The 25,715-nt window shown below is 73.5% G+C and carries 22 protein-coding genes and 2 pseudogenes; 11 read left to right on the top strand and 13 right to left on the bottom strand.

The window, feature by feature from the left end; genetic code table 11:
• Positions 1-115: pseudogene (locus B1205_RS32075) on the top strand (cytochrome c oxidase subunit 4); the annotation flags it as partial.
• A gap of 243 nt (positions 116-358) precedes the next feature.
• Here B1205_RS32075 and B1205_RS21755 read toward each other — a convergent pair.
• The 4 genes from B1205_RS21755 to B1205_RS21740 form a co-directional block, all read right to left on the bottom strand.
• Positions 359-556 (bottom strand): hypothetical protein, encoded by a 198-nt coding sequence (locus B1205_RS21755; protein WP_089157286.1) that lies wholly within the window; start codon positions 554-556, stop codon positions 359-361.
• A gap of 94 nt (positions 557-650) precedes the next feature.
• Positions 651-1,697 carry an anthranilate phosphoribosyltransferase gene (gene trpD, locus B1205_RS21750; RefSeq protein WP_089157285.1) on the bottom strand — a complete coding sequence of 349 codons (1,047 nt, stop codon included), beginning with the start codon at positions 1,695-1,697 and terminating at the stop codon, positions 651-653.
• A 77-nt stretch (positions 1,698-1,774) separates the two neighbouring features.
• Positions 1,775-2,173, bottom strand: a complete 399-nt coding sequence (locus B1205_RS21745; RefSeq protein WP_089157284.1) for a hypothetical protein — start codon at positions 2,171-2,173, stop codon at positions 1,775-1,777.
• Between the two features lie 47 nt (positions 2,174-2,220).
• A complete protein-coding gene (locus B1205_RS21740; RefSeq protein ID WP_089157283.1) occupies positions 2,221-3,180 on the bottom strand; it encodes a cytochrome c oxidase assembly protein in 960 nt (319 codons plus the stop codon).
• Positions 3,181-3,288: 108 nt separating this feature from the next.
• On the opposite strand from B1205_RS21740, the gene ctaE reads away from it, so the two are divergent.
• The 5 genes from ctaE (at position 3,289) to B1205_RS21715 (ending at position 8,444) form a co-directional block, all read left to right on the top strand.
• Positions 3,289-3,888 (top strand): aa3-type cytochrome oxidase subunit III, encoded by a 600-nt coding sequence (gene ctaE / locus B1205_RS21735; protein WP_089157282.1) that lies wholly within the window; start codon positions 3,289-3,291, stop codon positions 3,886-3,888.
• A gap of 72 nt (positions 3,889-3,960) precedes the next feature.
• Entirely contained in the window at positions 3,961-4,794 is an 834-nt protein-coding gene (gene qcrC / locus B1205_RS21730) for a cytochrome bc1 complex diheme cytochrome c subunit (RefSeq protein ID WP_089157281.1), read from the top strand.
• 67 nt (positions 4,795-4,861) lie between these two features.
• Positions 4,862-5,950 carry a cytochrome bc1 complex Rieske iron-sulfur subunit gene (gene qcrA / locus B1205_RS21725; RefSeq protein WP_089157280.1) on the top strand — a complete coding sequence of 363 codons (1,089 nt, stop codon included), beginning with the start codon at positions 4,862-4,864 and terminating at the stop codon, positions 5,948-5,950.
• A complete protein-coding gene (gene qcrB, locus B1205_RS21720) occupies positions 5,947-7,620 on the top strand; it encodes a cytochrome bc1 complex cytochrome b subunit (RefSeq protein WP_089157279.1) in 1,674 nt (557 codons plus the stop codon). The genes qcrA and qcrB overlap by 4 nt, the downstream gene beginning before the upstream one ends.
• A 134-nt stretch (positions 7,621-7,754) precedes the next feature.
• Positions 7,755-8,444: a DUF4142 domain-containing protein gene (locus B1205_RS21715; protein ID WP_089157384.1), complete on the top strand. Its 690-nt coding sequence runs from the start codon at positions 7,755-7,757 to the stop codon at positions 8,442-8,444.
• Between the two features lie 64 nt (positions 8,445-8,508).
• On the opposite strand, the gene B1205_RS21710 is transcribed toward B1205_RS21715, so the two are convergent.
• From B1205_RS21710 to B1205_RS21690, 5 genes and pseudogenes are all read right to left on the bottom strand, one after another.
• Complete coding sequence (locus B1205_RS21710; protein WP_089157278.1) at positions 8,509-8,796, bottom strand: Lrp/AsnC family transcriptional regulator; 288 nt, start codon at positions 8,794-8,796, stop codon at positions 8,509-8,511.
• A gap of 52 nt (positions 8,797-8,848) precedes the next feature.
• Positions 8,849-9,739: a sugar phosphate nucleotidyltransferase gene (locus tag B1205_RS21705; protein WP_176308720.1), complete on the bottom strand. Its 891-nt coding sequence runs from the start codon at positions 9,737-9,739 to the stop codon at positions 8,849-8,851.
• Positions 9,736-10,275, bottom strand: coding sequence for an NUDIX domain-containing protein (locus B1205_RS21700; protein WP_089157277.1), 540 nt, complete (start codon positions 10,273-10,275; stop codon positions 9,736-9,738). Before B1205_RS21700 ends, B1205_RS21705 begins: the two co-directional genes overlap by 4 nt.
• 48 nt (positions 10,276-10,323) lie before the next feature.
• Positions 10,324-12,111, bottom strand: coding sequence for a RelA/SpoT family protein (locus B1205_RS21695; RefSeq protein ID WP_089157382.1), 1,788 nt, complete (start codon positions 12,109-12,111; stop codon positions 10,324-10,326).
• A gap of 128 nt (positions 12,112-12,239) precedes the next feature.
• Positions 12,240-13,942, bottom strand: a pseudogene (locus B1205_RS21690) (DEDD exonuclease domain-containing protein).
• Between the two features lie 128 nt (positions 13,943-14,070).
• Between B1205_RS21690 and B1205_RS21685 the strand changes: the two are divergent.
• The 5 genes from B1205_RS21685 (at position 14,071) to B1205_RS21665 (ending at position 20,475) form a co-directional block, all read left to right on the top strand.
• A complete protein-coding gene (locus tag B1205_RS21685; protein ID WP_089157276.1) occupies positions 14,071-15,468 on the top strand; it encodes an NYN domain-containing protein in 1,398 nt (465 codons plus the stop codon).
• A 610-nt stretch (positions 15,469-16,078) separates the two neighbouring features.
• Positions 16,079-17,338 carry a M48 family metallopeptidase gene (locus B1205_RS21680; protein ID WP_089157275.1) on the top strand — a complete coding sequence of 420 codons (1,260 nt, stop codon included), beginning with the start codon at positions 16,079-16,081 and terminating at the stop codon, positions 17,336-17,338.
• A complete protein-coding gene (locus tag B1205_RS21675; protein WP_089157274.1) occupies positions 17,335-18,459 on the top strand; it encodes a glycosyltransferase family 4 protein in 1,125 nt (374 codons plus the stop codon). The genes B1205_RS21680 and B1205_RS21675 overlap by 4 nt, the downstream gene beginning before the upstream one ends.
• Positions 18,460-18,541: 82 nt before the next feature.
• Positions 18,542-19,855 carry a sensor histidine kinase gene (locus B1205_RS21670; RefSeq protein ID WP_089157273.1) on the top strand — a complete coding sequence of 438 codons (1,314 nt, stop codon included), beginning with the start codon at positions 18,542-18,544 and terminating at the stop codon, positions 19,853-19,855.
• A complete protein-coding gene (locus B1205_RS21665; protein WP_089157272.1) occupies positions 19,807-20,475 on the top strand; it encodes a response regulator in 669 nt (222 codons plus the stop codon). The genes B1205_RS21670 and B1205_RS21665 overlap by 49 nt, the downstream gene beginning before the upstream one ends.
• A gap of 98 nt (positions 20,476-20,573) precedes the next feature.
• Here B1205_RS21665 and B1205_RS21660 read toward each other — a convergent pair whose 3' ends face one another.
• From B1205_RS21660 to B1205_RS21645, 4 genes are all read right to left on the bottom strand, one after another.
• On the bottom strand, positions 20,574-22,235 hold the full coding sequence (locus tag B1205_RS21660) for a putative bifunctional diguanylate cyclase/phosphodiesterase (protein ID WP_254910124.1): 1,662 nt from the start codon (positions 22,233-22,235) through the stop codon (positions 20,574-20,576).
• 85 nt (positions 22,236-22,320) lie between these two features.
• Positions 22,321-23,133: an SAM-dependent methyltransferase gene (locus tag B1205_RS21655; protein ID WP_089157270.1), complete on the bottom strand. Its 813-nt coding sequence runs from the start codon at positions 23,131-23,133 to the stop codon at positions 22,321-22,323.
• Between the two features lie 198 nt (positions 23,134-23,331).
• A complete protein-coding gene (locus B1205_RS21650; RefSeq protein ID WP_007072219.1) occupies positions 23,332-24,000 on the bottom strand; it encodes a response regulator transcription factor in 669 nt (222 codons plus the stop codon).
• Between the two features lie 7 nt (positions 24,001-24,007).
• The gene (locus B1205_RS21645) at positions 24,008-25,702 is read right to left on the bottom strand and encodes a sensor histidine kinase (protein WP_089157269.1); all 1,695 of its coding nucleotides are present in this window, start codon (positions 25,700-25,702) and stop codon (positions 24,008-24,010) included.
• Positions 25,703-25,715: the final 13 nt, after the last annotated feature.

The raw sequence follows: 25,715 nt of genomic DNA, 5'->3' as shown, positions 1-25,715 counted from the left end.
CCTCGTGTTCTGGCAGTTCTGGCTGGTCGGCCTGGGCCTGGTCGCGGTGGTCTTCGCCACCTGCGGGCTGCTCTTCGAGTACTACTCCGGCACCCGCCGCACCGCCGAGCACTGACCCACCCGTTCTTTCCGCAGGCCCGCGCGCCCCCTCCCGGGGCCGCGGGCCTGCTGCTCTCCCACCCCTCGCCCTGCCTCGCCCCGTTGATCATGAAGTTGACGGTACCGACTGTCCGAATTNACCACCTCGGCGAACTGGTGTCAGTCTCGCCGCTCGCCTGCCCGCCGTGGCCGGGTGAGGGGGCGGGCGTCGGTGTCGACCGGGACGGAGCGGTGTCAGGCGAGAGAGGCGCGAGCGCTGTCAGGCGGCGTGACGGTGGGAGGTGCGCGGCGCCCGCCGGCGGGCCGGGCGGGATGCGACCGGGGCGAGCAGCACGGCGGAGCCGCAGCCGGTGCAGATCAGCTCCGGGCAGTCGACGCCGTGCCCGTCGCCGCAGGGCGGCGCCTCGAACAGCACGACGCCCTCGCAGGTGTCGCAGTGGAGTTCGTGGTCCGACACGGGCGTCTCCTCTCGCTCCGGTGCCCGCCGCGGCGGGGAGAAAACGGAAAATTACTCCCCTGTAGTTTGGCACGCGGGTACGACACGCATCCGGTCAGGCGGCGCGGGCGACCGCCAGCCAGCGGTCCAGCACGGCTGCGGCGGCGCCGGAGTCGACCGACTCGGCGGCCCGGTCCAGGTTGGCCCGCAACGTCTCGTGCAGGTCGCCGTCGAGAGGGCCCTGGGTGGCCAGCGCGACCGCGGCGTTGACCAGCACCGCGTCCCGGACCGGGCCGGTCTCGCCGGCCAGCAGCCGCCGGACCACGTCGGCGTTGTGGACCGCGTCTCCGCCCCGCAGGTCGGCGAGGGTGGCCCGGGGCACCCCGAGGTCCGTCGCGTCCAGCAGGATCTCCCTGACGGCGCCCTGCTGGGCCACCCAGACGCGGGTCGGCGCGCCGGTGCTGAACTCGTCCAGCCCGTCCTCGCCGCGCAACACGACCGCCGAGTCGCCGCGGGCGGCGAAGACGGCGGCCATCACCGGGGCCATCCGCCGGTCGAAGCAGCCGACCGCGCCCGCGCGGGGTCGCGCCGGGTTGGTCAGCGGGCCGAGGAAGTTGAACGCGGTGGGTACGCCGATCTCACGTCGGACCGGGCCGGTGTGGCGCATGCCGGGGTGGAACCGGGCGGCGAAGCAGAAGCCGATGCCGGCCTCGGTGACGCAGCGGGCCACCTGCTCCGGCGCCAGGTCCAGGGGTACGCCGAGTTGCTCCAGCACGTCCGCGGTGCCGCAGGAGGAGGAGGCGGCCCGGTTGCCGTGCTTGACCACACGGACCCCGGCTCCGGCCACCACCAGCGCCGCCATGGTGGAGATGTTGACGGTGTGGGCCAGGTCGCCACCGGTGCCGACCACGTCCAGGGCGGTGGCGCGTACCTCCTCGGGCAGGTGCACCGGCACCGCGTTGGTCAGCATCGCCTCGACCAGGCCGCCCAGCTCGGCCGGCGTCTCGCCCTTGGTGCGCAGCGCGACGGCGAAGCCGGCGATCTGCGCCGGGGTGGCCGAGCCGGCCATGATCTCGCCCATCGCCCAGGCGGTGTCGGCGGTGGAGAGCTCCTCGCCGCGCAGCAGCGCGTTGAGCAGAAGCGGCCAGGTCCGTTCGCCCAAGGCGGGCCTCCCGAGCGGCGTGAGTGAAGCGGTGGGGGGCGCGTCACGGCCGCGTCGCCGTGACGCCGCGGGGTGGGTCAGGCCGCGGCGTGGGTGCGCCGCAGCAGCTCGGCCACGGTGGTGCCGGCGGTCACCGGGTCGAGCGGGTGGGTGAGCGTGGCGTCGACCTCGGCGTACGCGGCCAGCCAACGGTCGGCGGCGCGGGCCAGCACCACGCAGGTCGGCGGCGCGTCGTCCCGGTCGTCCTTGATCTGCCGGGCGATGCCGATGCCGCCGCCCGGGCTCGCCTCGCCGTCGAGCAGGAGCAGGTCGATCTCGTAGTCGTCGACCAGCCGGACGCAACCGGCGTAGTCGGCGGCCTCGACGAACTCGATCTCGATCCCGGGTGCCGGTCGGGTGCCGACGGCGAGCCGCATCCGGTCCCGGACCTTCGGGTCGTCGCTGTAGAGCAGGACGGTGCAAAGACGATCGCTCATCGTGACGTGGCTCCCACTTCGTAGCTGCCCGCTGATCGTAGCGGGCGTCACATTCGGCCGGTGGGCCCGGTCCCGGCCCCGGCGCCCGCCTCGGCCGCGCGCTCGCGGGCCTCCTGGCGGTCCAGCTCGCGGTCCAGCCGGCGGGCCTCGCGCTCGGACTGTCTGATCCACTGCACGACCAGCACGGCCAGCATGGTGACGCTGACGAACTCACCGCCCGCCCACAGGATGCCGCCGGCGACGACCTGGTCGTTGCGCGGGTCGGACCAGGCCAGGTTCAACGACGGGTACCAGTCGCCGCCGAGCAGCGTGGTGCTCTGCATGATGGTGAGCCCGAGCACGGTGTGGAACGGCACGGAGAGCAGCATGAGCAGCGCGCGGGCCGGGTACGGCCAGCGCCCGGGCAGCGGGTCCAGGCCGAGCAGCGGCCAGAAGAAGACGCAGCCGGTCATGATGAAGTGCGCGTGGACCAGCTCGTGCGCCAGCTCGTTGCGCAGGGTGATCTCGTAGAGGCCGGTGAAGTAGAGCGCGAACGGGTTCACCACGAAGATGGCGAACGCCACCAGCGGGAAGCTGTAGACGCGGGCGACCCGGCTGTGCACGATCGCGAGCAGCCGTTTGCGGGGCCGCACCGGCAGCGTGCGCAGCGCCAGCGTCACCGGGGCGCCCAGGGCCAGGAAGATCGGTGCGATCATCGACAGCACCATGTGCTGCACCATGTGCACCGAGATCAGGGCGGTGTCGTAGGCGCCGAGCCCGCTGACCGTGACCACGGCGATGCCGCCGAGGCCGGGGCCGAGGAACGCCACGGTACGGATCACCGGCCAGCGGTCGCCGCGCAGCCGCAGCCGGTGCACCCCGTAGAGGTAGAGGCCGGCGGCGAGCACCAGGCCCAGCGTGAGCCAGCTGTCCAGCCGGGTCTCGGTGAGCACCCGGGCCACGGTGAACGGCGGCGGGGCCTCTCCGCCCGCCGCCAGCGTCGCCGGAATCTGATCGACGTGCAGCACGCTTTTCAGGGTAGGTCAGGCGAAGCGGACGACCACGATCGGGCCACGCGGGCCACTGGTTTGCCACCCCGCTGATCGTCGGTCCCGGTCAAGGGCAATAATGACCGCGTGACTGCGGCCCCAGCCATTGACAAGAGCCGGATCCACTCCCTGACGCGGCCGAACATGGTCAGTGTCGGGACGATCGTGTGGCTCTCCAGCGAACTCATGTTCTTCGCGGCGCTGTTCGCGATGTACTTCTCGATCCGCGCGGCGGCGCCGGAGCAGTGGGAGAAGCACACCGAGGTCCTGAACATCCCGTATGCGACCACCTTCACGGTGATCCTGGTGCTCTCCTCGGTGACCTGCCAGCTCGGTGTCTTCGCGGCCGAGAAGGGCGACGTCCACGCCCTGCGCCGGTGGTTCACGATCACCTTCGTGATGGGTCTGATCTTCGTGCTCGGCCAGGCGAACGAGTACCGGACCCTGGTGCACGAGGGCGTCAAGATCAATGAAGACGGTTACGGGTCGATGTTCTACCTCACCACCGGCTTCCACGGTCTGCACGTGACCGGCGGTCTGGTCGCCTTCATCATCTTCATGGTCCGCACGACCATGGGCCGGTTCACCCCGGCCCAGGCGACCTCGGCGATCGTCGTGTCCTACTACTGGCACTTCGTCGACGTCGTCTGGATCGGGCTCTACGGCATGATCTACTGGCTTCAGTGATCTTGGCGCGTCACGAACCGCGCCGCTGCTCCGTCCCCTGAGACAAGGTCCAACCGGTTAAGGACACAGGTCATGACTTCTGACAACGACCGCCGACGCGGTCTGCTCGCGCGGCTGCGCGGGCGGCCCGTGGCGCGCAGCAGGGGCCGCCGCCGGCTGGGTGCCGCGGTCCGGCTGTTCGCCGCGCTGATGCTGGCCGGCGGCGCCTACACCGTCTTCGCCCCGGGCGTCCAGGCGCAGGACAACCCGCCGCTGACCGCCGCCGGCAACGAGGGCAAGGCGCTGTTCGACGTGAGCTGTGTGACCTGTCACGGTCGCAACGCCCAGGGCGTCGAAGGACGGGGACCGAGCCTGATCGGGGTCGGGTCGGCCTCGGTGGAGTTCCAGGTCGGCAGCGGCCGCATGCCGATGGCCCGGCAGGAGGCCCAGGCCATGCGCAAGCCTCCGCAGTTCACCGACGAGCAGGTGCGCCAGCTCGGCCAGTACATCCAGGAACTCGGCGGCGGCCCGCAGGTGCCCTCGGGCAACCTGCGTGAGGGCGCCAACATGTCCACCGGCGGCGAGCTGTTCCGGATCAACTGCTCGCAGTGCCACGCGTTCGGCGGCGGCGGCGGTGCCCTCTCCTCCGGCAAGTACGCGCCGAGCCTGCGGCCGGCCAGCGACCGGCAGATCTACGCCGCCATGCTGAGCGGCCCGCAGAACATGCCGGTGTTCGGCGACAACCAGATCACGCCGGAGGAGAAGGCGGACATCATCGCCTACATCCAGGAGACCCTGAAGCACGACCAGGACCAGGGCGGTTTCAACCTGGGCCGGTACGGCCCGTCGACCGAGGGTCTGGCGATCTTCCTGGTCGGCATCGTGGCACTGGTCTTCGCGAGCCTGTGGATTGCGGGCAAGTCGTGACCCGGCCGAACACCTGTACCATTGCCCTGGTGCCGGCCACCGGCGCCACCCGTAGCGAGGTGACGGCATGAGCACCCACACCGAGCACCAGGCCCCGCGGGGCGTGGAGCCGCTCGACGTGAACGACCCCCGGCTCTCCCGGTTCGAGATCGTCCAGGAGGGCGCCCGGCGGGACGACATCGAGATCGTCCACTACGAGGAGCAGGTCGTCCCGGGCAGCAAGGCCGAGCGCCGGCTGACCCGTACGGTCGCCCTGATGTTCCTGCTGACCGGCCTCGCCGCCACCGCCTTCCTGGTGGTCTACATCTGGTGGCCGTGGCAGTGGGAGGCCGGTCGGGGCGGCGACAAGCTCTACACCCCGCTGCTCGGCCTGACCCTCGGCGTGGCGCTGCTCGGCGTCGGCTTCGGCATCCTGACCTGGGGCAAGAAGCTGTTGCCCAAGGAGGTCTCGATCCAGGACCGGCACGACCAGGTCGACAACCCGGAGGATCGCAAGATCACCGGCGAGACCATGCTCTACCTGGCCGACGAGCTGGGGGTGAAGCGGCGCCCGCTGCTCGGCATCTCGCTGCTCGCCGGCCTGGCGCCGGTCGGTGCGGTGGCCGCGGCGCCGCTGATCGGTGGTCTGATCGAGCAGCCGCACAAGAACAACCAGATGTTCACCACCGGCTTCCACCCGGCCGAGGGCGGCGAGAAGATCCGACTGATCCGCGAGGACGGCCGCCCGATCCGCCCGGCGGACGTCAGCGTCGGCGGCCAGCTCACCGTGTTCCCGGGCATCGAGGGCGGCGTCAGCAACCGGCACGCCGACTCGCCGACCCTGCTCATCCACCTGCGTGAGGACGACGCGCAGCGGTCGCGGGCGGCCAACGAGCAGATCGGCCACGGCGACTACATGTGGGGCAACTACGTCGCCTTCTCCAAGATCTGCACGCACGCCGGTTGCCCGGCCAGCCTCTACGAGCAGCAGACCAACCGGCTGCTCTGCCCCTGCCACCAGTCGCAGTTCCTCATCACCGACAACGCCAAGCCGATCTTCGGCCCGGCGAACCGGCGGCTGCCGCAGCTGCCGATCGAGGTGGACGAGGAGGGCTTCTTCGTGGCGAGGTCCGACTACACCGAAACCATCGGTCCCGACTTCTGGGAGCGGCCATGAAGCGCCGAAAGTTCGATCCGGCCGCGTTGCCGGCCAAGAGCGCCGGGGCGGTGGACGACCGCTTCCAGGTGGCCACGCCGCTGCGCAAGCTGCTGAACAAGGTCTTCCCCGACCACTGGTCGTTCCTGCTCGGTGAGATCGCGCTCTTCTCGTTCGTGATCCTGCTGCTGACCGGCGTGTTCCTGACCTTCTTCTACGAGCCGGCGATGACCGAGGTGACCTACGACGGCAGCTACGCGCCGCTGCGGGGCACCCCGATGTCGGCCGCGTACGCCTCCAGCCTGGACATCTCGTTCGATGTCCGGGGTGGTCTGATCATGCGGCAGATGCACCACTGGTCGGCGCTGCTGTTCATGGCCGCGATCGTGGTGCACATGCTCCGGGTCTTCTTCACCGGCGCGTTCCGCAAGCCGCGTGAGACCAACTGGATCATCGGCTCGCTGCTCTTCTGGGTCGGCTTCCTGGCCGGCTTCACCGGCTACTCGCTGCCGGACGACGGCCTCTCCGGCACCGGCCTGCGGATCGCCTCGGCGATCATCCTGTCGATCCCGGTGATCGGGTCCTGGGTCAGCTCGTCGATCTTCGGCGGGGAGTTCCCCGGCACGATCATCATCAGCCGCTTCTTCATCGCCCACGTCCTGCTCATCCCGGGCCTGCTGGTGGCGCTGATCAGCGTGCACCTGGGCCTGGTGTTCAAGCAGAAGCACACCCAGTGGCCCGGCCCCGGCCGGACCAACGAGAACGTGGTCGGCGAGCGGATGTTCCCGCGCTACGCGCTCAAGCAGGGCGGCTTCTTCATGGTCGTCTTCGGCGTGGTCGCGCTGATGGGTGGCCTCTTCCAGATCAACCCGATCTGGTACTTCGGCCCGTACGAGGCGTGGGTGGTCTCGGCGGCCAGCCAGCCCGACTGGTATGTCATGTTCCTCGACGGCTCGACCCGACTCATGCCGGGTTGGGAGATCAGCATCCCGATCGGCGACGGATACGTCATTCCGCCGCTGTTCTGGCCTACGGTCGTGCTTCCGGGCATCCTCGTGATGATCTCGCTGTTCTATCCGTTCATGGAGGCGCGGCACCTCAAGGACCGCAAGCACCACAACCTGCTCCAGCGGCCCCGGGACGTTCCGGCCCGGACCGCGGCGGGCGCGATGGCGGTGGCCTTCTACCTCGTGCTGACCCTCTCCGGCGCCAACGACGTCATCGCCGACAAGTTCCACATCAGTTTGAACGCGATGACCTGGGCCGGCCGGGTCGGCCTGCTGGTCGTGCCGCCGCTGGCCTACTACCTCACCTACCGGATCTGCCTGGGCCTCCAGCAGCACGACCGGGAGGTGCTGGCCCACGGTGTGGAGACCGGCATCATCAAGCGGCTGCCCGACGGTCGGTTCGTCGAGGTCCACCAGCCGCTGACCTCGGCCGACGGGCACGACGGCCACGCGCCGGCGCTGGACTACGTCGGCTGGGTGGTGCCGAAGAAGATGAACCGGCTCGGTGCCCTCGGCCCGGCCATCCGGGGCTTCTTCTACCCGATCGAGAAGCCGGCCGAGGCGCCGGTCTCGCCGGGGCACCCGCCGGTCGAGCCCCGGCCGGAGCGCNGCCCGCCGGACCTTCCGGCGGGCGCCACGCCGTTTCGGGTAAGGAAGGGCACCTTCTTAACGCCTCCGGTATAGGAGGGGCCCCCTCTTAACACCCGGCTGCCCCGCGCGCGGTCGGCGTGGGCTGCTGCCCGGACGGGTGAGACCGGAGGAATAACCCTGGCCAGCCGGGTATCCGTGCGGTCCGACGTCTCATGGGGGAGGAACGCATGTTGGGAATCAAACGCCTGGGTCTGCTGGCCGCGCTGGTGGTCGTGGGGCTGGCGCCCGCCGCCGCAGCGCAGGCCGCGGCGCAGCCGTCGACGCAGGACACCCAGTACCTGCAGGCGGTGCACCAGGTCAACCTGTTCGAGATCACCGCCGGTAACCTGGCCCAGCAGAAGGGCCAGAACCAGCAGGTCAAGGACCTGGGCAAGATGTTCGTGACGGACCACACCCAGCTGGACCAGACGGTGCAGTCGACCGCCCAGCAGCTCAACGTGCAGTTGCCGGCCGACCCGACCGCCGACCAGCAGAAGGTCCTCGACCGGCTGAACAAGCTCAACGGGGCCGAGTTCGACAAGGCCTGGGTGACCGCCGAGCTCGCCGGCCACGTCCAGGCGATCCAGGCCACCCAGACGGAGATCTCGCAGGGCTCCGAGCAGTCGGTGGTGCAGCTCGCCCAGGACGCGCTGCCGGTCCTCCAGGCGCACTACGACGCGTTGGTGGCCCTGGCGCAGACGCTGGGCGTCCCGGTTCCGCAGACGACCGGCTCGGCCAGCCCGGGCGGCACCACGTCGCCGGCTCCGGGCGGCACCGAAGCACCGGCTCCGGGCACCGAGTCGCCGGCTCCGGGCGGCACCGCGACCGAGCAGCCCGGTCCGGGCGCCACGGAGGCCCCGGCGCCCGCGCAGAGCTGACGCAGCGCACGGCCGACGGTGGCCGGCCCGTCCCACCCGGGGCGGGCCGGCCACCCGCGCGTCTTCAGTCGGCGGCGGCCAGCCCGATCGCGAACGCCTCCTCCAGGTCGTGCTGCGAGTAGGCGCGGAACGCGATGTGCGACTCGGTGTTGAGCACGCCGGGCACCTTCGAGATGCGGCCGGCGATGACCTGGGCGATCTGCTCGAACTCGCGGACCCGGACCATGGCGATCAGGTCGACGTGCCCGGCCACCGAGTAGACCTCGCTGACGCCGGGCAGGTCGGCCAGGGCCTCGGCCACCTCGGGAATGGAGTCGGTGGCGCAGTCGATCAGCACGATCGCGGTGATCACGGGACGTTTCTCCGTTCGTCGGCGACGACGCCCATGCTAGAGCCCGGCGCGGTCACCGCGCGGCCGGGACGGTGAGGTCGGCGCCGGCCCGGATCACCGCGTCGAGACGTTCCCCGGCTGTGACGGTCGCGCCGGGCCAGATCACCGACCGGTCGACCACACCGTGCACGCGGGCCCCCGCGCCGACCACCGAACGGGTGACCCGGCCGTCCACCTCGGCGGACGCGTCGACCAGCCCGTCCGGGCCCGCGGCGTGCAGGTTGGCGGCCAGGTAGTCGGCCGGCGTGCCGGTGTCGTAGAAGGTGCCCCGGTAGGGGACCACGGTCAGCGCGCCGGCCGCCTCCGCCGGTCGCCACACCGCCCGGACCAGGTCGCCGAACGTGGCCGGCAGGTTCCGGACCAGCCGCCAGGGCAGCAGCGAGAACCCGACGAAGAGGTGGCCGGCGAAGGTGCCGGGGGCGGCCGGGTCGTCCGCCGGCTGTCCGAGCAGCCGTACGCTCCGCCCGTCCCACCCGTCGAGCAGCGCGGCGATGTCCGGGCCGGGGGGGACCTGCGGGTCGGCCAGGTACGCGTCGGCGTTGCCGACCAGCACCCCCCGTCCGGCGATCCAGTCCCGCAGTCGCCCCAGGCCGCCGGCGGTGCCCAGCGGATCGCCGGGCTCGACCGACAGGTGCGCCCGCCGACCGACCCGGTCGACCACCTGCTCGCCCAGGTAGCAGGCGTTCACGGCGACCCGCTCCGGGCCTGCCAGGCCGAGCCCGGCCAGCCGCGCCAGGGCCCGGTCGAGCAGCGGCACGTTGCCGACCGGGCAGAGCGCCTTGGGCACCCGTTCGGTGAGCGGCCGCAGCCGGGTGCCCGCGCCGGCCGCCAGCACCACCGCGCACACCTCGCCGCCCGTGACCGGCCCGCCGCTTGTCGCCGATCCGCCGCCGGAGGTGGTCACGCGGCCGGGGGTGTCGCCGGCGGGACCTCGCCGGCGCGCGGGCCGATGCCGTAGTAGCCCAGCAGGTTGGCGGTGGCGCGGCTGAGTCGGGGCAGGTCGTCCAGCGGATGCCAGGCGGCTTCGAAGACCTCGGCCCCGTCCACGGTCAGCTCCGTGCGCGACGCCGGCACCTCCGCCTCGAAGACCACGTCCACCCAGCCCTTGGCGTGCACCACCGCGTTCGGCACCGCGGGGCGCAGCGCGTCGGGGGAGAGGCGGATGCCGGACTCCTCGTACAGCTCGCGGGCGGCACCGACCACCGGCGCCTCGCCGCGTTGCAGCAGCCCGGCCGGCAGGGTCCAGCTGTAGCCCGGCGGCTGGCGCAGCAGCAGGAGCCGCCCCGCACCGGTGGCTTCCGCGTCCCGGACCAGAGTCACCGCGCCGACGATGTACTTCGGTACGGCCAGCCGGACCAGTCGCCGCCGCAGCGGGACCGGCAGCCGGTAGAAGATCTGGTAGCCGAGGGCCCGACCGGTGGCACGCGCGCGGGGGATCATGCGTCCAGGCTAGTGGCCGCCGGACGCGCGCGGGTGAGGCACCTTCAGCTACTTCCGGTGGTCGACGAGGTCGATGAGCTGGCGCACCACCGCGTCCGGCTCGACCGTCCGGTCGAAGACCGCCACCAGCAGCGTCTCCAGGTCGGGGTAGCCCAGTTCCTCGGAGAGCCGCAGCAGCGGCAGGTCGCTGGCCAGGCCCCGGTTGTACGTGCGCAACGCCAGACCGACGGAGGCCCGGCCGAGGCGGACCTTGTCGGCGATCGAGATGCCCGGCTCGGTGTGGTCGGCGAACCACCGGTTGATCTGCATCTGGGCGTGCGGGGACTTGACGAAGCCCAGCCACTCCCGACGCGGCCCGCGGGGGGCGGCGGCCGCCTCGAAGCCGCTCTCCGCGTCGCTCTCGGTGAAGATCTCCACCACGTCGCCCTCCTCCAGTTCGGAGGAGAGGGGGGCCAGTCGGCCGTTGATCCGCGCGGCGAGGCAGTGGTCGCCGCGTTCGGTGCCCAGCTCGTACGCGAGGTCGACCGGGGTGGCGCCGGCCGGCAGCACCACCTGGCGTCCGTCGGCGACGACCTGGATCTGCGCCTCGGCCAGGTCGCAGCGCAGCGACGCCATGAACTGGGTCGGATCGACCGTGTCCTGCTCCCAGTCGAGCACCCGGCGCAGCCAGGCCAGCTCGTCCGCCCGGTCGGCGGCCCGGCCGGCTGCCCGCGGGAAGCGGTAGTGGGCGGCCACGCCGTACTCCGCGGAGCGGTGCATCTCGGTGGTGCGGATCAGCACCTCCACGGTGCGGTCCTGGGGGCCGCAGACGCTGGTGTGCAGCGACCGGTAGAGGTTGTTCTTCGGCGAGGCGATGAAGTCCTTGAAGCGGCCCGGCACCGGCCGCCAGAGGCCGTGCACGGCGCCGAGCGCGGCGTAGCAGTCGGTCGCCGGACCGTCCACCACGATGGCGATGCGGGGCAGGTCGTACGGGGTGGCGTGGTCGCCGGCGACGGTGTCCTTCCAGATCGAGTAGAGGTGCCTCGGCCGGGGGGAGACCTCGGCGTCCACCCGGTTGCGGCGCAGCGCCACCCGGGTGCGGGACACCACGTCGGCGAGGTAGGCGTCCCAGCCCGGCCGGTCGTGCACGAACCGGGCGATGCGCGCGTGCTCCTCGGGCTGCAGGTGCAGCAGCACCACGTCGTCCAGATCGCGCTTGAGGGTCTGGATGCCCAGCCGGTCGCAGAGCGGGACCAGCACCTCCAGCGTCTTGCGGGCGATCCGCTCCCGGGACGCGGCGGAGCGGACCCCGAGCGTGCGCATGTTGTGCAGCCGGTCGGCCAGCTTGATGATCAGCACCCGGACGTCCTTGCCGGCCGCCACGATCATCTTGCGTACGGTCTCCGCCTCGGCGGCCTTGCCGTAGAACGCCTTGTCGAACTTGGTCACCCCGTCGACCAGGTGGGCCACCTCGCGGCCGAAGTCCTCCTGGAGTGCCTGGAGCGTGTAGCGGGTGTCCTCCACGGTGTCGTGCAGCAGCGCGGCGACCAGTGTGGTGGTGTCCATGCCGAGATCGGCGCAGATCTGCGCGACCGCGAACGGGTGGGTGATGTACGGCTCGCCGCTCTTGCGGAACTGGCCGCGGTGCATGTTCTCCGCGATCGTGTACGCCCGGCGCAGCACCGAGGCGTCGGCGCTGGGATGGATGCCACGGTGGGCGCGGACCAGCGTGGTGACCGGGTCGCCGTCGGCGGCGGGCCAGGTGAGCAGGGAGCGCAGGCGGCGGGTGAGCGGTGACTCCCCCGGGGTCGGAAGGGCGCCACCCAGGGCGGCGCCGTGTCCGGCGTCGACGTCCACCTGGGACACCTCCTCACCCCGGCCCACGGCCGCCGGAAAGCGGCGGCCGGGAGCAGACCCGCGAATCGGGCACTGCTGCACTCCTTCAACAGCCTAAGGGAGCCGACGTAGTCCGATCGGACACTTGGTCATGAGCGTTCGGTCGAGAGTTGGTGGGATCCGCCGTTCTCCGCCTTCGTCAGCAGGTCGCGGAAGCGGCCCGCGCCGGCGACCGGCGACGTCCAACCGTCGGTCGTCTCGACCAGCCGGGTCTCCGGTCGTTCCAACCAGGACAGGATCCGTTCGGTCTCCTCGGCGGTGGCGGCCGGCACCGGGCCGTGCCCGGGCAGCACCGTCTCGGCGGTGGCCCGGATCGCCGCGATCGTCGGTCGCGGATGGACACCCGGCGGCGACACGCCGGCCCCGGCCAGCCGGCCGTGCCGGACCAGCGCCAGCTCCCAGCCGCCCCGGGCGGCCGGTCGGGCGGCGGCCAGCTCGGTGATCCCGGTCAGCGCGGCCAGGCGCTGCATCCGGAGCGCCGCGCGCAGCACCGCGACCAGTCGCCCCCGGACCACCGCGGCCTCCTCGTAGCGCTGGGCGCTGGAGAGCGCCTCGATCCGGGCGAGCAGGGCGTCGACCACCGGCCCGGGATCGTCGCGGGTGGCGGTGCGGAACGGGCTGGCGGCGCGGTGCTCGTACTCCTCCGGGGTGATCCGGTGCTCGCAGGGCGCCGGGCAGCGACCCAGCTCGGCCAGCGCGCAGGCCGGCATGGTGGTGCGGCGGGAGAGCCGGTGCGTGCACTGGCGCAGCGGCACCGCGTCGTGGAAGCCGGCGGCGGCCAGCTCGGCGGCCTGCTTGGACCGGAACGGACCGAGGTAGGCCGAGTCGGTGGGCGCGAGGTCGCGCACCACCGACAACCGGGGGTACGCCTCGTCGGTGAGCTTCAGCCAGACCTGGCGTTCCGGATATTTCGACCGCCGATTGTACGGCGGCGCGTGCGCCGCGATCAGCCGCAGCTCGCGTACCTCGGCCTCCAGCGAGTGGGCGCACTCGACCGCCTCCACCCGCTCGGCGGCGGCCAGCATCTCGGAGATGCGGGCCCGCTTCTCGGCGGCGGTGAAGTAGCTGCGGACCCGGGTGGCGATGTCGCGGGAGGTGCCGACGTAGAGCGGCCGGTCGTCGGCGGCCCGGAAGATGTAGACCCCGGGCACCTTCGGCAGCCCGTCGGCGANCCGACCGTGTCGACCCGGTGTCCGCCCAGGCGGCCGATCAGCCCGTGCAGCACGTCGACCGTGGCCTTGGCGTCGTCGAGCGCCCGGTGGGTGGGTTGGGTGGCGGTGCGGAAGTAGGCGGCGAGGGTGCCCAGCTTGCGGTTGGGCACCTCGTCGCGGGTGAGCACCCGGCGGGCCAGCGCGGCGGTGTCCAGCACCCGCGGGTTGGGCCAGCGGTAGCCGTGCTTCGCGCAGGCGGCCTTGAGGAAGCCCACGTCGTAGGGGGCGTTGTGGGCGACCAGCACGGCATCGGCGACGAACTCCAGGAAGCTCGGCAGCACCTGCTCGATCGGCGGGGCGGGGAGCAGCATGGCCTGGGTGATCCCGGTCAGCACGGTGATGAACGGCGGGATCGGCACGCCCGGGTTGACCAGCGTGGCGAGCACACCCAGCTCCTCGCCGCCGCGGACCTTCACCGCGCCGATCTCGGTGATCCCGCCGCCGTCCGGCGCGCCGCCGGTGGTCTCCAGATCGACCACCACGAAGGTGGTCGCGTAGAGCGGCAGCGCGGGGTCGACCCCGCCGCCCGCCGCCCGGTCCAGACCGGCCAGCGCCTCCTGGACGTACTCCGCTCCCGTCACCCGCCGGACGGTAACGGCACGGTCCGACACTCCGGTCACACAGGCCCCGTCCGTCACCGCGATGGGTACGATGAGAGATCAGCTCACTCACCGGGCGGTGGGCCCGTTCGGGGTGGGAGACTTGCCTCATGCCCCTCACCGAGCCGCACGACGACCGCTCCTCCGCGGAGGAGCCGGTGGTCGGCGTGCCCGAAACCGGTGAGGACCTCCCGACCGTGGAGCCCGAGCCCGCGCTCCCCGAGCCGGTCCGGCAGCGGATCGTCACGCTCACCGCCACGGTGCTGCCCGGCCTGCCCGCCGACGAGGTGCCGGTGCCGCTGCGACGGGTCGCGAAGTTCGCCCCCAACCGCCGTGCCCGGCTCGGCGCCCCGGTGATCGCCGCGCAGCTCACCGCCGACCCGCTGTTCCGCCAGCGGGTCAGTGCCCGGGTGCTGGTCGACGCCGGTGATCTCGGCGCGGCGGTGGTGGAGGGCACGGCGCCGGCCGCCGCCGACCCGGTCGAGGTGGCCGCGCTGGCCTACCTGGCCCGGCCCCGGGGCTGGCGGGAGCTGATCGAGGCCAGCGGCGAGGCGGTGCGTGCCGAGGCGGACAGCGCGGTCGTGGCCGAGCTGGTCCGCGAGGCCGAGCAGCGGGCCACCCGGGCCGAGCACGACCGGGCGGTGGCCCGGGTCGAGGCCGAGAAACTCCGCGACGAACTGGCCCGGGTCCGGGAGGAGCTGGGTCAGCTCCGCGAGGAGGCCCGCCAGCTCACCCGTACCCTGCGGGAGACCCAGGCCCGGGAGCGCAAGGCCGCCGAGCTGCTGGCCACCGAACGGGGCCGGGCGGCCCGCGCGGCGGCCGACGCGGACGCCGAGCTGCGCCGCGCCCGGGCCCGGCTGGCCGAGGCGGAGGCAGCCGCCGGGGTGGCCCGGGCCAGCGCCAAGGAGGCCCGGTCGGTCGACGACGCGCGGTTGTGGCTGCTGCTGGAGACGATCGGTCAGGCGGCCGTGGGGCTGCGCCGCGAGCTCGCCCTCGACCCGGTGGACACGCTGCCGGCCGACTTCGTCGCCGACGCGTTCGCCGACCAGCCGGGCGCGGCGCCGGCCGGCGCCGCGACGCGCGCCCGGGACACCGACGATCCGGCCCGCCTCGACCAGCTCCTCGCCCTGCCCCGGGCGCACCTGGTGGTGGACGGTTACAACGTCACCAAGCGCGGCTTCGGTGAGATGTCCCTGGAACAGCAGCGCAAGCGCCTGATCACCGGGTTGGGCGGGATCGCCGCGCAGACCGGGGACGAGGTCACCGTCGTCTTCGACGGCGCGGAACGCATTCACGGGCTGCCGCCGGCGCCCCGCGGCGTGCGGGTGCTCTTCTCCCGCAAGGGTGAGACCGCCGACGAGCTGATCCGCCGGCTGGTCCGCGCCGAGCCGGCCGGTCGGCCGGTGGTGGTGGTCTCCTCCGACCGCGAGGTCGCCGACGGGGTGCGCCGGCACGGGGCGTACCCGCTCGGCGCCGACTCCCTGCTGCGCCGCCTGTCCCGGTCCTGACGCGCGTCGCGCCTGATCGACGCCACCTCACGCGCGTCGCGCTTGATCGACGCCACTTCGGCGAAGTGGTGGGGTCGAGCGCGGTCTGATCGCGCCACTTCGGCGTAGTGGTGGCTGGATGATCGTTTTCGGGGTGGCTGCGGCCTCGTTGTCCGGTTCTGTCGTACCCGCCGCCTAGCCTTTCGGTGACCGACGGTGGTGGTCCCTTCCCCGAGCGCCACCGGCGACCGTGTCAGGAGGCGTTCATGCTCATCGACTGCGACGACTGCGGCAATCGCGGNCCGACCTGGGTCCGGCCGAGCACCGCGCGATCGAGGTCTTCGCCCGAGCCGGCTTCGACGTGGAGGTGCTGACACCGACGGCCGCACCCGCACCCGCACCCGCACCCCGCCGCGCCGCCCGCCGCCGGGTGGCCTGAGCCCGTCGCGGCCCCTGCCGCCGGGCAGGTCGGCACCGGAGCGGTCCCGGCCGGGGCCTGAGCCCGTCGCGGCCCCTGCCGCCGGGCGGGTCGGCACCGGAGCGGTCCCGGCCGGGCCGGGCAATAGGATGGGCGGTCACGACGGGAGAGGATCGGCATGACGCGGACGGGCCACGACGGCGGGGTACGGCGGTGACCCCGCGCGGCTGGGCGGTGCTGACCCTGGCCGGGTTGGCGGTCGCGCTGGTCGTGGCCGTGGCGTTGCTGGTGCCATGGGGCCGGCCACCGGCGCCCCGGGCCGACCAGCTCGCGGCGTTGCGGGTGCTCCCGGTCGATCAGGTGGCCCGGGGCCGGGCCCTGCACGGCGCGCTGCGCCCGGCCGGCTGGTCCGCGATCGTGGTCGGGCTGGCGGTGGCGCTGCTGCTCGGGCTCACCCCGCTCGGCGGGCGGCTCGTCGAGGCGGCCGGCCGGCCGTTCGGCGGGCACTGGGTGGCCCAGGCGGTGCTGGGCGGGCTGGTCGTCCTGCTCCTCGCCGACCTGCTCACACTCCCGTTCTCGGCGTGGCGGCACACCGTGCTGGTCCGCTACGGGCTGAACACCCAGGGCTGGGGCGGCTGGGCGGTCGACCTGCTCAAGTCGTACGCGGTCAGCGCGGTCCTCGGCGCGTTGGTCCTGCTGGGCTTCTACGCGGTGGTCCGGCTCGCCCCACGCTGGTGGTGGGCGTTCGGCGCGGCCGGGGCCGCCGTCCTGGTGATGGTCCTGTCGTTCGTGCTGCCGGTGCTGGTGGAGCCCGTGTTCAACCGGTTCACCCCGATGGAGCCGGGCCCGCTGCGTACCGAACTGACCAGCATGGCCGCCCGGGACGGCGTCCCGGTGCGCGACGTGCTGGTCGCCGACGCGTCCCGGCGGACCCGGGCGGTCAACGCCTACGTCTCCGGGCTCGGGCCGACCCGGCGGGTGGTGGTCTACGACACCCTGCTGCGCGAGGCGGAGCCGGCGGAGGTGACCAGTGTGGTCGCGCACGAGTTGGGGCACGCGAAGGACCGGGACGTGTGGACCGGCACCCTGATCGGCGCGCTCGGCGCCGCCGCCGCGGTGGTGGCCCTCTACCTGGTCGGCTCCTGGTCGCCGTTGCTGCGCCTGGCCGGCGTCGACTCGATCGCCCAACCCCGCGCGTTCCCGCTGCTGATCGCGCTGGTCACGGTGGCCGGTCTGCTCTCCACACCGGTGCAGGCGCTGGTCTCCCGCCGGGTCGAGGCGCGGGCCGACGCGCACGCGTTGGCGCTCACCGACGACCCGGCGACCTTCGAGGCGATGCAGCGCCGGCTGGCCGGGGTCAACCTGGCCGACCCCGATCCGCCGCGCTGGGAATACCTGTGGTCGGCGTCGCACCCGTCCACCGTGGAGCGGATGGCCGCCGCCCGCGCCTACGCCAGGGAGTCCGGCCGATGAGTCGCACCTTGCTGATCACCAACGACTTCCCGCCGCGCCCCGGCGGCATCCAGTCCTTCGTGCACAACCTCGCGGTGCGCCAGCCGCCGGGCTCGGTGGTGGTGTACGCGTCGAGCTGGCGGGGGGCGGAGAAGTTCGACGCCGACCAGCCGTTCGAGGTGGTCCGGGAGCGCACCAAGGTGCTGCTGCCCACCCCGCTGGTGGCCCGGCGGGCGGCCCGGCTGGCCCGGGCGTACGACTGCGACACGGTGTGGTTCGGCGCGGCGGCCCCGCTGGGGTTGCTCGCGGCGGGGTTGCGCCGGCGGGCCGGGATTCGGCGGGCGGTGGCGCTCACCCACGGGCACGAGGTCGGCTGGGCCGCGCTGCCCGGCGCCCGGTCGGCGCTGCGCCGGATCGGCCGGGGGGTGGACGTGACCACCTACCTCGGCGAGTACACCCGGGTCCGGTTGGCCCGGGTGCTGGACGGGCTGACCGAGCTGCGCCGGCTCGCGCCCGGCGTCGACGTGGACACCTACCACCCCGACGTCGACGGTGCAGGGGTCCGGCTGCGGCTCGGGTTGGCCGACCGGCCGGTGGTGGTCTGCGTGTCGCGGCTGGTGCCGCGCAAGGGACAGGACACGCTGATCCGGGCGCTGCCCGAGATCCGCCGCCGGGTGCCGGACGCCGCGCTGCTGGTGGTCGGCGGCGGGCCCCACCGGGCGACGCTGGCGAAGCTCGCCCGGCAGACCGGGGTGGAGCGCGACGTGGTGTTCACCGGCTCGGTGCCCGCGGCCGAGTTGCCCGCGCACTACGCGGCCGGTGACGTCTACGCGATGCCCTGCCGCACCCGCAACCGGGGCCTGGACGTGGAGGGCCTCGGCATCGTCTACCTGGAGGCGAGCGCGACCGGCCTGCCGGTGGTGGCCGGCGACTCCGGTGGCGCACCGGACGCCGTGCGCGAGGGGGAGACCGGATACGTCGTCCGGGGCCGTGACGTCGCCCAGCTCGCCGACCGGGTGGCCACCCTGCTCGCCGACCGGGACCTGGCCCGCCAGTTCGGCGCCGCCGGCCGGGCCTGGGTCGAGCGGGAGTGGCGCTGGGAGACCCAGGCCGAGCGGATGGCCGCCCTGCTCGCCGGCTGACCGTCGAGCGCGCCGCCCGCTGACCGGGGGACGGGCGCGGTGGTGCCAGCACCACCGAATCCGAGGTCCCGGGTGTCGGAGAATGACGACCGTGGACGCCTCGGCACGCGTACCTGTTCGGACCTGGCTGCGGCCCGGTGTGGTCACCGTCGCCCAAGGGCTGCTGGTCGCGCTGCTGTCGCTCGGCACGCACGTGGCGCTGTTCGTGCTGTCCGTGGTCGCGCTGGCCCTGATTCCGGCCTTCGGCGTCGGGTTCGCGCTCTTTCCGGTGGTCACCGCTGGGGTCCGGCTCTGCACCGGGCTGCACCGCCGGCTGGCCCGCTGGGGTGGCGTGGAGCTGGCCGCGCCCTACCTCCCCGCGCCGGCCGGGGCCCAGTTCGGCACCTGGCGGCGGTTCCGCTGGGTGGTGTCCGACCCGGCGACCTGGCGGGACCTGGCCTGGCTGCTGCCGGGCGCGGTCACCGGCGCGGTCTGCCTGGTCGCATTCGCCCTGCCGGCGTACGCCCTGGAGGGGCTGGTCGGGCTGCCGATGGTGCTGCACACCGCGGGCGTCCGGTATGGCTACGGTCCGTTCTGGCCGATCGACAACACCTTCCAGGCCCTGCTCTGCTTTCCGATCGGCGCGCTGCTGCTCGCCGTCGGCGTGGCCAGCGGGCGCTGGCTGGTCTGGCTGCACGTACGGTTCGCCGGCTTCTTCCTGCCGCCGACCCGCGGCGCCGCGTTGGCGTTGCGGGTGCGGCAGCTCACCGTCACCCGGGCCGAGGCGGTGGACGCGCAGGCCGCCGAGCTGCGCCGCATCGAACGGGACCTGCACGACGGCGCCCAGGCCCGGTTGGTCGCGTTGAGCATGAGCATCGGCCTGGCCGAGCAGCTGGTGGGCGACGACCCGGAGGCGGTCCGCCGGCTGCTCGCCGAGGCCCGGGAGACCAGCGGCCAGGCCCTGGCCGAGCTGCGCGGCCTGGTCCGCGGCATCCACCCGCCGGTGCTCGCCGAGCGCGGCCTGCCCGGCGCGGTACGGGCGCTGGCGTTGGCCGTGCCGTTGCCGGTGGAGGTCACCGTCGACCTGCCGGGCCGGCCGGTCGCGCCGGTCGAGTCGGCGGCCTACTTCGCGGTCGCCGAGGCGCTGGCGAACGTGGGCAAGCACAGCGGAGCGACCCGGGCGTGGGTCACGTTGCGACACACGGCCGGGCGGCTGACCGTGGTCGTCGGCGACGACGGCCGGGGTGGCGCGACGCCGGCGGCGGGCGGCGGACTGGCGGGTACGGGCCGCCGGCTGGCCGCGTTCGATGGCACGATGACGGTGACCAGTCCGGCCGGCGGGCCCACCGTCATCTGCATGGAGCTGCCGTGCGAGTTGTCATCGCCGAGGATCTCGCCCTCCTCCGGGACGGGCTGACCCGGATTCTGGAGGCGTTCGACTGCCAGGTGGTGGCGGCCGTCGACAACGGGCCGTCGGTGCTGCCCGCGTTGACCGCGCATCGGCCGGACGTCGCGGTGATCGACGTACGCCTGCCGCCGACGTTCACCGACGAGGGGTTGCAGGCGGCCGTGCGGGCCCGTGCCGAGCTGCCCGGGCTGCCGGTGCTCGTGCTGTCCCAGCACGTCGAGCAGCTCTATGCCCGGGAGCTGCTCGCCGATCGGCGCGGTGGAGTCGGCTACCTGCTCAAGGACCGGGTGTCGCATGTGGATCAGTTCGTCGACGCGGTGCGCCGGGTCGCGGCCGGCGGCACCGTGATGGACCCGGAGGTGGTGGCCCAGTTGCTGGCCCGCCGGGCCGGCGCCGAGCCGCTGGGTGAGCTGACCGCGCGAGAGCGGGAGGTGCTCGGGCTGATGGCCGAGGGCCGGTCGAACGCCGCCATCGCCGCCCGGCTCTTCGTCACCGGGAAGGCTGTCGACAAGCACATCAACAACATCTTCAGCAAGCTGCGGATGCCGCCGTCCGGCGACGACAACCGGCGGGTGCTGGCCGTGCTGGCCTACCTGGACGGTTCGGACGCCCGCCGCCCCCCGAGCTGACGCCCCGCGCCCCGCGCACGCCGCCGCGTCCCCTGCGCGGTCCCAGGTGTTAAGCGGGGGCCCCTCCTATACCGGAGGCGTTAACCGGGGCCCCTTCCTTACGTCCCCATGTGGGCGGTGGCGGGGCCGGGGCGGCCGAAGTGCCAGCCCTGCCCGGCGTCGCAGCCGATGGCGCGCAGCCGGTCCGCCTGGTCGGCCGTCTCCACCCCCTCGGCGGTGACGGTGAGGTCGAGGGCGTGCGCCAGCGAGACCAGCGAGGCGAGGATCCGCTCGTCGGTGCCGCCGCCCGGCTCGCCGGTCGGGGTCCGCAGGCCGGTCACGAACTCGCCGGCCACCTTCAGCTCGTTCACCGGCAGGTCCCGCAGGTAGGCCAGGTTGCAGTAGCCGGTGCCGAAGTCGTCGATGGCCACCCGGACGCCGAGGTCGCCGAGCACCCGCAGGGCGCGCACCGGCTCGACCACGGTGCTCATCATGGTGCTCTCGGTGATCTCCAGTTGCAGCCGTTCCGGCGGCAGGCCGGTGCGGCCGAGCACGCCCCGCACCTCGGGCACCAGGTCGGGCCGGTGGAGCTGGCGGACGGCCAGGTTGACGCTGACGAACGGGGCGTCACCGCCGGCCGCCGACCAGGTGCCCGCCTCGCGGCACGCCTCGGCCAGCACCCAACTGCCGAGCCGGACGATCAGGCCGGTCTCCTCGGCCAGCGGGATGAAGCTGTCCGGCCGGAGCACCCCCAGCTCGGGGTGCCGCCAGCGGACCAGCGCCTCCATGCCGAGCACCCGGCCGTCGCGCAGCGACGTCAACGGCTGGTAGTCGAGGTAGAACTCGCCGCGGTCCAGGGCGGTGGGGATGGCCGCGGAGAGCGCGTACCGGGCCAGCTCCCGGCGGTTGCGCTCGGCGTCGAACAACGACCAGCGGGCCCCGCCGGCGGCCTTCGCCCAGTGCAGGGTGCTGTCCGCGGCGCGCATCAGCTCCAGCGGCGAGGTGCCGGCCACCGGCCGCTCCACGATGCCGATGCTGGCGGACACGGCCAGCTCGTGCCCGTCGACGAGCGCCGGCTCGCGCACCGCGTCCAGCGCCGCCTCGGCGACCTTCACCGCGTCGTCGGTGCCGGCGGTGCGTTCCACCAGGATCACGAACTCGTCGCCGCCGAGGCGGGCCACCAGGTGCTCGCCGAGCGCCTGACGCAGCCGCTGCGCCACCGCCACCAGCAGCGAGTCGCCGACCTGGTGGCCGAGGGAGTCGTTGACCACCTTGAAGCGGTCCAGGTCGAGGAAGCAGACGCCGATCCGGTCGGCCCCCCGGCCCGGGGTGGTGATCGCGGCGGTCAGCCGCTCGGTGAACAGGGTGCGGTTCGGTAGGTCGGTGAGCGGGTCGTGGGTGGCCTGGTGCCGGAACCGGGCCTCGCTGTCGCGCAGCGCCCGTTCGGCCTGCGCCCGGGCCGTCATGGCGGCCCGCCGGATGGACTCCTGCTCGTCGAGCGTGCGGTCGCGCAGGGCGCGGGCGTACCCGGTGGCGACGGTGGCGAGCAGCCGGGCCATCCGGTCCTCGACGTCGTCGACGACCAGGTCTAGGTCGCGCACCAGGCGGAGCTGGATCACCTCGACGGTGCGGCCCAGCCCCTCCGCGGAGGCGATGTGCGACCGGACCAGCTCCGCGCCCACCTGCTGGCCGATCCGCAGGTCGAACGGGTCGGCGCGTAGCGCCTGCGCCAGCCGATCGGTGAGCCGTTGCAGCATCTCCTCCAGCTGGGCCTGGGTCATCGGCAGGTAGCTGGTGCCGGAGACCGCCTTGGCCCAGGCCCGGGCGAAGGCGCCGGGCCGGGTGCGGCCGGTGGCGGCCGGGTCGTCACCCACCGAGCCGCCCGACCCCGCCGATGAAGACCGCCCGTTCGGCCTCCTCCGCCTGGTCGGGGGCGTCCGGCCGCCACTGCGGCACCCACACCACCCCCGGGTCGACGAGGTCGAAGCCGGCGAAGAGCGCGGTCAGCTCGGCCCGACTGCGGATCCAGAGCTGGCTGTCGGTGCGCCGGTAGACCCGCTCCGCCTCGGCCCGCTCGCCGGTGCCGGCCCGGCCGTCGTCGCTGGCCTGGGAGAGCACCAGGTGGCTGCCGGGTACCAGCGCCGCCCGCAGCGTCCGGAGGATGTCCTCCGGGCGGTCGGAGTCGGGCAGGAAGTGCAGCACCGCCACGATCATCACCGCGACCGGCTCGGTGAAGTCGAGCAGCCGGGTGACCTCGGGGTGCCGCAGGATCGCCTCCGGGTTGCGCAGGTCCTCGCGCACCACGGCGGCCCGTTCGTTGCCGGCCAGGATCTCCTGGCTGTGCGCCACCGCCACCGGGTCCACGTCGACGTAGACCACCCGTGACTCCGGGTCGATCCGCTGGGCGATCTCGTGCACGTTGCCCACGGTCGGGATGCCGGAGCCGATGTCGAGGAACTGGCGGACCCCGGCCGCGGTCAGGTAGTGCACCGCCCGGCGGAGGAAGGCCCGGTTCGCCTGGGCCATCAGCGGGGCCTCCGGCACCGCCTCCACCATCGCCCGCGCGGCGGCGCGGTCGGCCGCGAAGTTGTGCGAGCCGCCCAGGTAGTAGTCGTACATGCGGGCCACGCTCGGGCGCTCGATGTCGATGGTCTCGGGTGCCCAGTCCGGCCGCTGCATGTCCCTGCCCCTTGGGTGTCGGCGATGCGCGGGCGCCACGCCGCGCGGATCACCCGGGTATTCTGCCCGCCCGCCGTCGCGGTGCAAAGGGGGCCGTCGCTGCGCGTCCGGCCCCTCACGGTACGCGGTCACCCGCGCCCGGAATGCCGGAGAGGCCCGCGTCCGGGGTGCGGACGGGGGCCTCTGCGGCGACGGATGTCAGAACTTCGGCGCGTCCGGGGCCTCCAGCAGCCCCAACCGCAGCGCCGTCATCAGCGCCTGGGCCCGGTTGGCCGCGCCCAGCTTCTCGTAGAGCTTCGAGATGTGGGTCTTGGCGGTGGACTCGCTGACGAAGAGCTGCTTGGCGATGCCGGCCACGCTCATGCCGTCGGCGAGCAGCCGCAGCACCTGGCCCTCGCGGGGGGAGAGCTGCGGGCCGGACGGTGCCAGCCGGCGCTTCATCGCCTCGGCCAGGTCGGCCGCGGTGAACGCGCTGGGGGAGGAGGCGGCGTGCCGGGCGGCGGCCACCACCTCGTCGGCCGGGGCGGTCTTCGGCACGAACGCGCTCGCACCCGCCTCCAGGGCGCCGAAGAGCTGGTCGTCGCCGGCGTACATGGTCAGCACCACGATGCCCATCGACGCGCTGGACTTGCGCAGCGCGCGGGTGGCCTCGAGGCCGCTGCCGTCGGGCAGCCGCAGATCCATGATCACGACGTCCGGCTGGAGCGCGCCGGCCTGGCGCACGCCCTCCGCGGCCGTCGCGGCCTCGCCCACGACCTCGAACTGCCGGTCCCGCTCGAAGGCGTGCCGCAGCCCCTTGCGGATCAGGTCATGATCGTCGACAAGGAGGACCTTGGTCCGGGTAGCCGGTGTCGGGCTAGTGGTCATCCTCGGGTTACTCCCCTTCTGCTGCTGCGGCGCTGCCGCGCACCTTACCGCGCCGAGGCGACGAACCGAGTACCACCGCCACTGTCGTGCCGCTGGGTTGCCGCGGCCTGATCTCCAACCGGCCCCGGATACGTTCCGCCCTCTCCGCCATGATCGCAAGACCATAGTGCCCCTCCGGACGCTGGTCACCGATGCCGTGACCGTCATCCGACACTTCGATCCGCGCGTACGGGGGATCGACCTCACACGTGACCCACAGGTTCGACGCCCCGGCGTGCTTGCGCGCGTTGGTCACCGCCTCCTGGGCGATGCGCAGCAACTCGGCCTCGGTGGCGGCGGGGAGCCGGGCGGTGGACTCGTCCAGGGACAGGTGCACCCGTAGGCCGCCGGAGGCGCCGACGGTACGGGCGTACTCGGCGATGGCGGCGGCCAGCCCACCGTGCCGGTCCACCTCGCTGCGCAGCTCGAAGAGGCTGAGCCGCAGCTCCTGGATCACCCGGGTGACCTCCTGGCGCAGCGTCCGCAGCGAGTCGGCGGTCTCCTCGGCGTCGTCGTGCACGGTGGCCAGCGCGTTGTCGATGCCGTACCCGACCATGACCAGCTCCTGGGCGACCCCGTCGTGGATCTCCCGGGCCAGTCGCTGCCGCTCCTCGTTGGTGGCCAGCGACCGCACCTCGTCGAAGAGCAGCGCCGCCTCCAACCGCAGCGCCGCCGGACCGGTCAGCGCCGTCACCCGGGACACCACCGGCGGCGGGTACGCGCCGGCGGTGTCCGCCTCGATCACCACCAGGCCGACCGTGCGCACGCCGGCCACCAGCGGCACGATCAGCGCGGACACCTCCCCGGTGTGCCGGGAGCGGGCCTGCGAGCGGGCCGAGACGGTCGGCTGCTGGCTGGCCCAGGCGTCGGCGATGGCCGAGTCGGCGTCGAGCGTGGTCTCCCAGTCGACCCGGTCCGCGCCGATCTGGGCGAGCACCACCAGCCGGCCGCCGCCGCTGGCGGAGAGCACCGCGCCCCGGTCGGTCTTCGCCACCACCCGCAGCTCCTCCAGCAGGTGCTCGGAGATGCCGCCCGGGTCGAGCGTGGCGCCGGGGAGCTGGCGGGCGACCGTACGGAGCTGGGTGAGCAGGCGGGTCGCCTCGGCGTACGGCTGGGGTTTGCCCTCGCTGCGGACCCGCATCACCCGCTGGAGCGTGCCGGCGGTGTAGAGGCCGAGCCCGGCCAGGATCAGCCACTGGGCGCAGACCGCGAGGTAGCCGAGCTGGCCGAGCTGCGGCTCGCCGCCCACCTCGGTGAAGGCGGCGCTGGCCAGCAGCGTCGCCGCCGCCACGACGAGCAGCGCGGCGCCCTCGGAGAACCGGCGGCGCAGCGCGGTCACGGTGACCGGCACGGCGAGGTACGGCAGCACCGCCGAGGCGCCCAGCCCACCGGTGACGCCGGTGAGGTGGGTGTCGGCGGCGACCTGGCTGGCGGTCAGCCCGAGCACCACCACCTCGGCGAAACGGCTGATCGGGGCGAGCAGCGGATGTTGCGGGGCGAGCACGGCGGGCAGCCCGGCCACGCCGAGCAGGAGGATGCCCCAGAGTTGGGTGGCGTCCCGGGTGGCGAACAGGGTCAGGGCGGCGACCAGCGCGAGGAGGACCGCGCGGGCCGCGACCGCGAGGGTCTGCGTCTGCGGCTGGCCGGTTGTGGAGGCGGGCACCTGACGGATGGTA

This window comes from Micromonospora sp. NBS 11-29 (genome assembly GCF_002140155.1).
GTDB lineage: Bacteria > Actinomycetota > Actinomycetes > Mycobacteriales > Micromonosporaceae > Micromonospora.
Note: the sequence above shows the minus strand (reverse complement) of the source record. Positions and strands in the feature narration are given on the sequence as shown.

Excerpts from the sequence above, each read along its gene's own strand:
- B1205_RS21675 (WP_089157274.1), top strand. The coding sequence starts at position 17,335 with ATGAGTCGCACCTTGCTGATCACCAACGACTTCCCGCCGCGCCCCGGC.
- B1205_RS21685 (WP_089157276.1), top strand. The coding sequence starts at position 14,071 with ATGCCCCTCACCGAGCCGCACGACGACCGCTCCTCCGCGGAGGAGCCG.
- B1205_RS21715 (WP_089157384.1), top strand. The coding sequence starts at position 7,755 with ATGTTGGGAATCAAACGCCTGGGTCTGCTGGCCGCGCTGGTGGTCGTG.
- B1205_RS21670 (WP_089157273.1), top strand. The coding sequence starts at position 18,542 with ATGACGACCGTGGACGCCTCGGCACGCGTACCTGTTCGGACCTGGCTG.
- B1205_RS21660 (WP_254910124.1), bottom strand. The coding sequence starts at position 22,235 with ATGACCCAGGCCCAGCTGGAGGAGATGCTGCAACGGCTCACCGATCGG.
- qcrC (WP_089157281.1), top strand. The coding sequence starts at position 3,961 with ATGACTTCTGACAACGACCGCCGACGCGGTCTGCTCGCGCGGCTGCGC.
- qcrA (WP_089157280.1), top strand. The coding sequence starts at position 4,862 with ATGAGCACCCACACCGAGCACCAGGCCCCGCGGGGCGTGGAGCCGCTC.
- B1205_RS21700 (WP_089157277.1), bottom strand. The coding sequence starts at position 10,275 with ATGATCCCCCGCGCGCGTGCCACCGGTCGGGCCCTCGGCTACCAGATC.
- B1205_RS21655 (WP_089157270.1), bottom strand. The coding sequence starts at position 23,133 with ATGCAGCGGCCGGACTGGGCACCCGAGACCATCGACATCGAGCGCCCG.
- B1205_RS21745 (WP_089157284.1), bottom strand. The coding sequence starts at position 2,173 with ATGAGCGATCGTCTTTGCACCGTCCTGCTCTACAGCGACGACCCGAAG.
- B1205_RS21650 (WP_007072219.1), bottom strand. The coding sequence starts at position 24,000 with ATGACCACTAGCCCGACACCGGCTACCCGGACCAAGGTCCTCCTTGTC.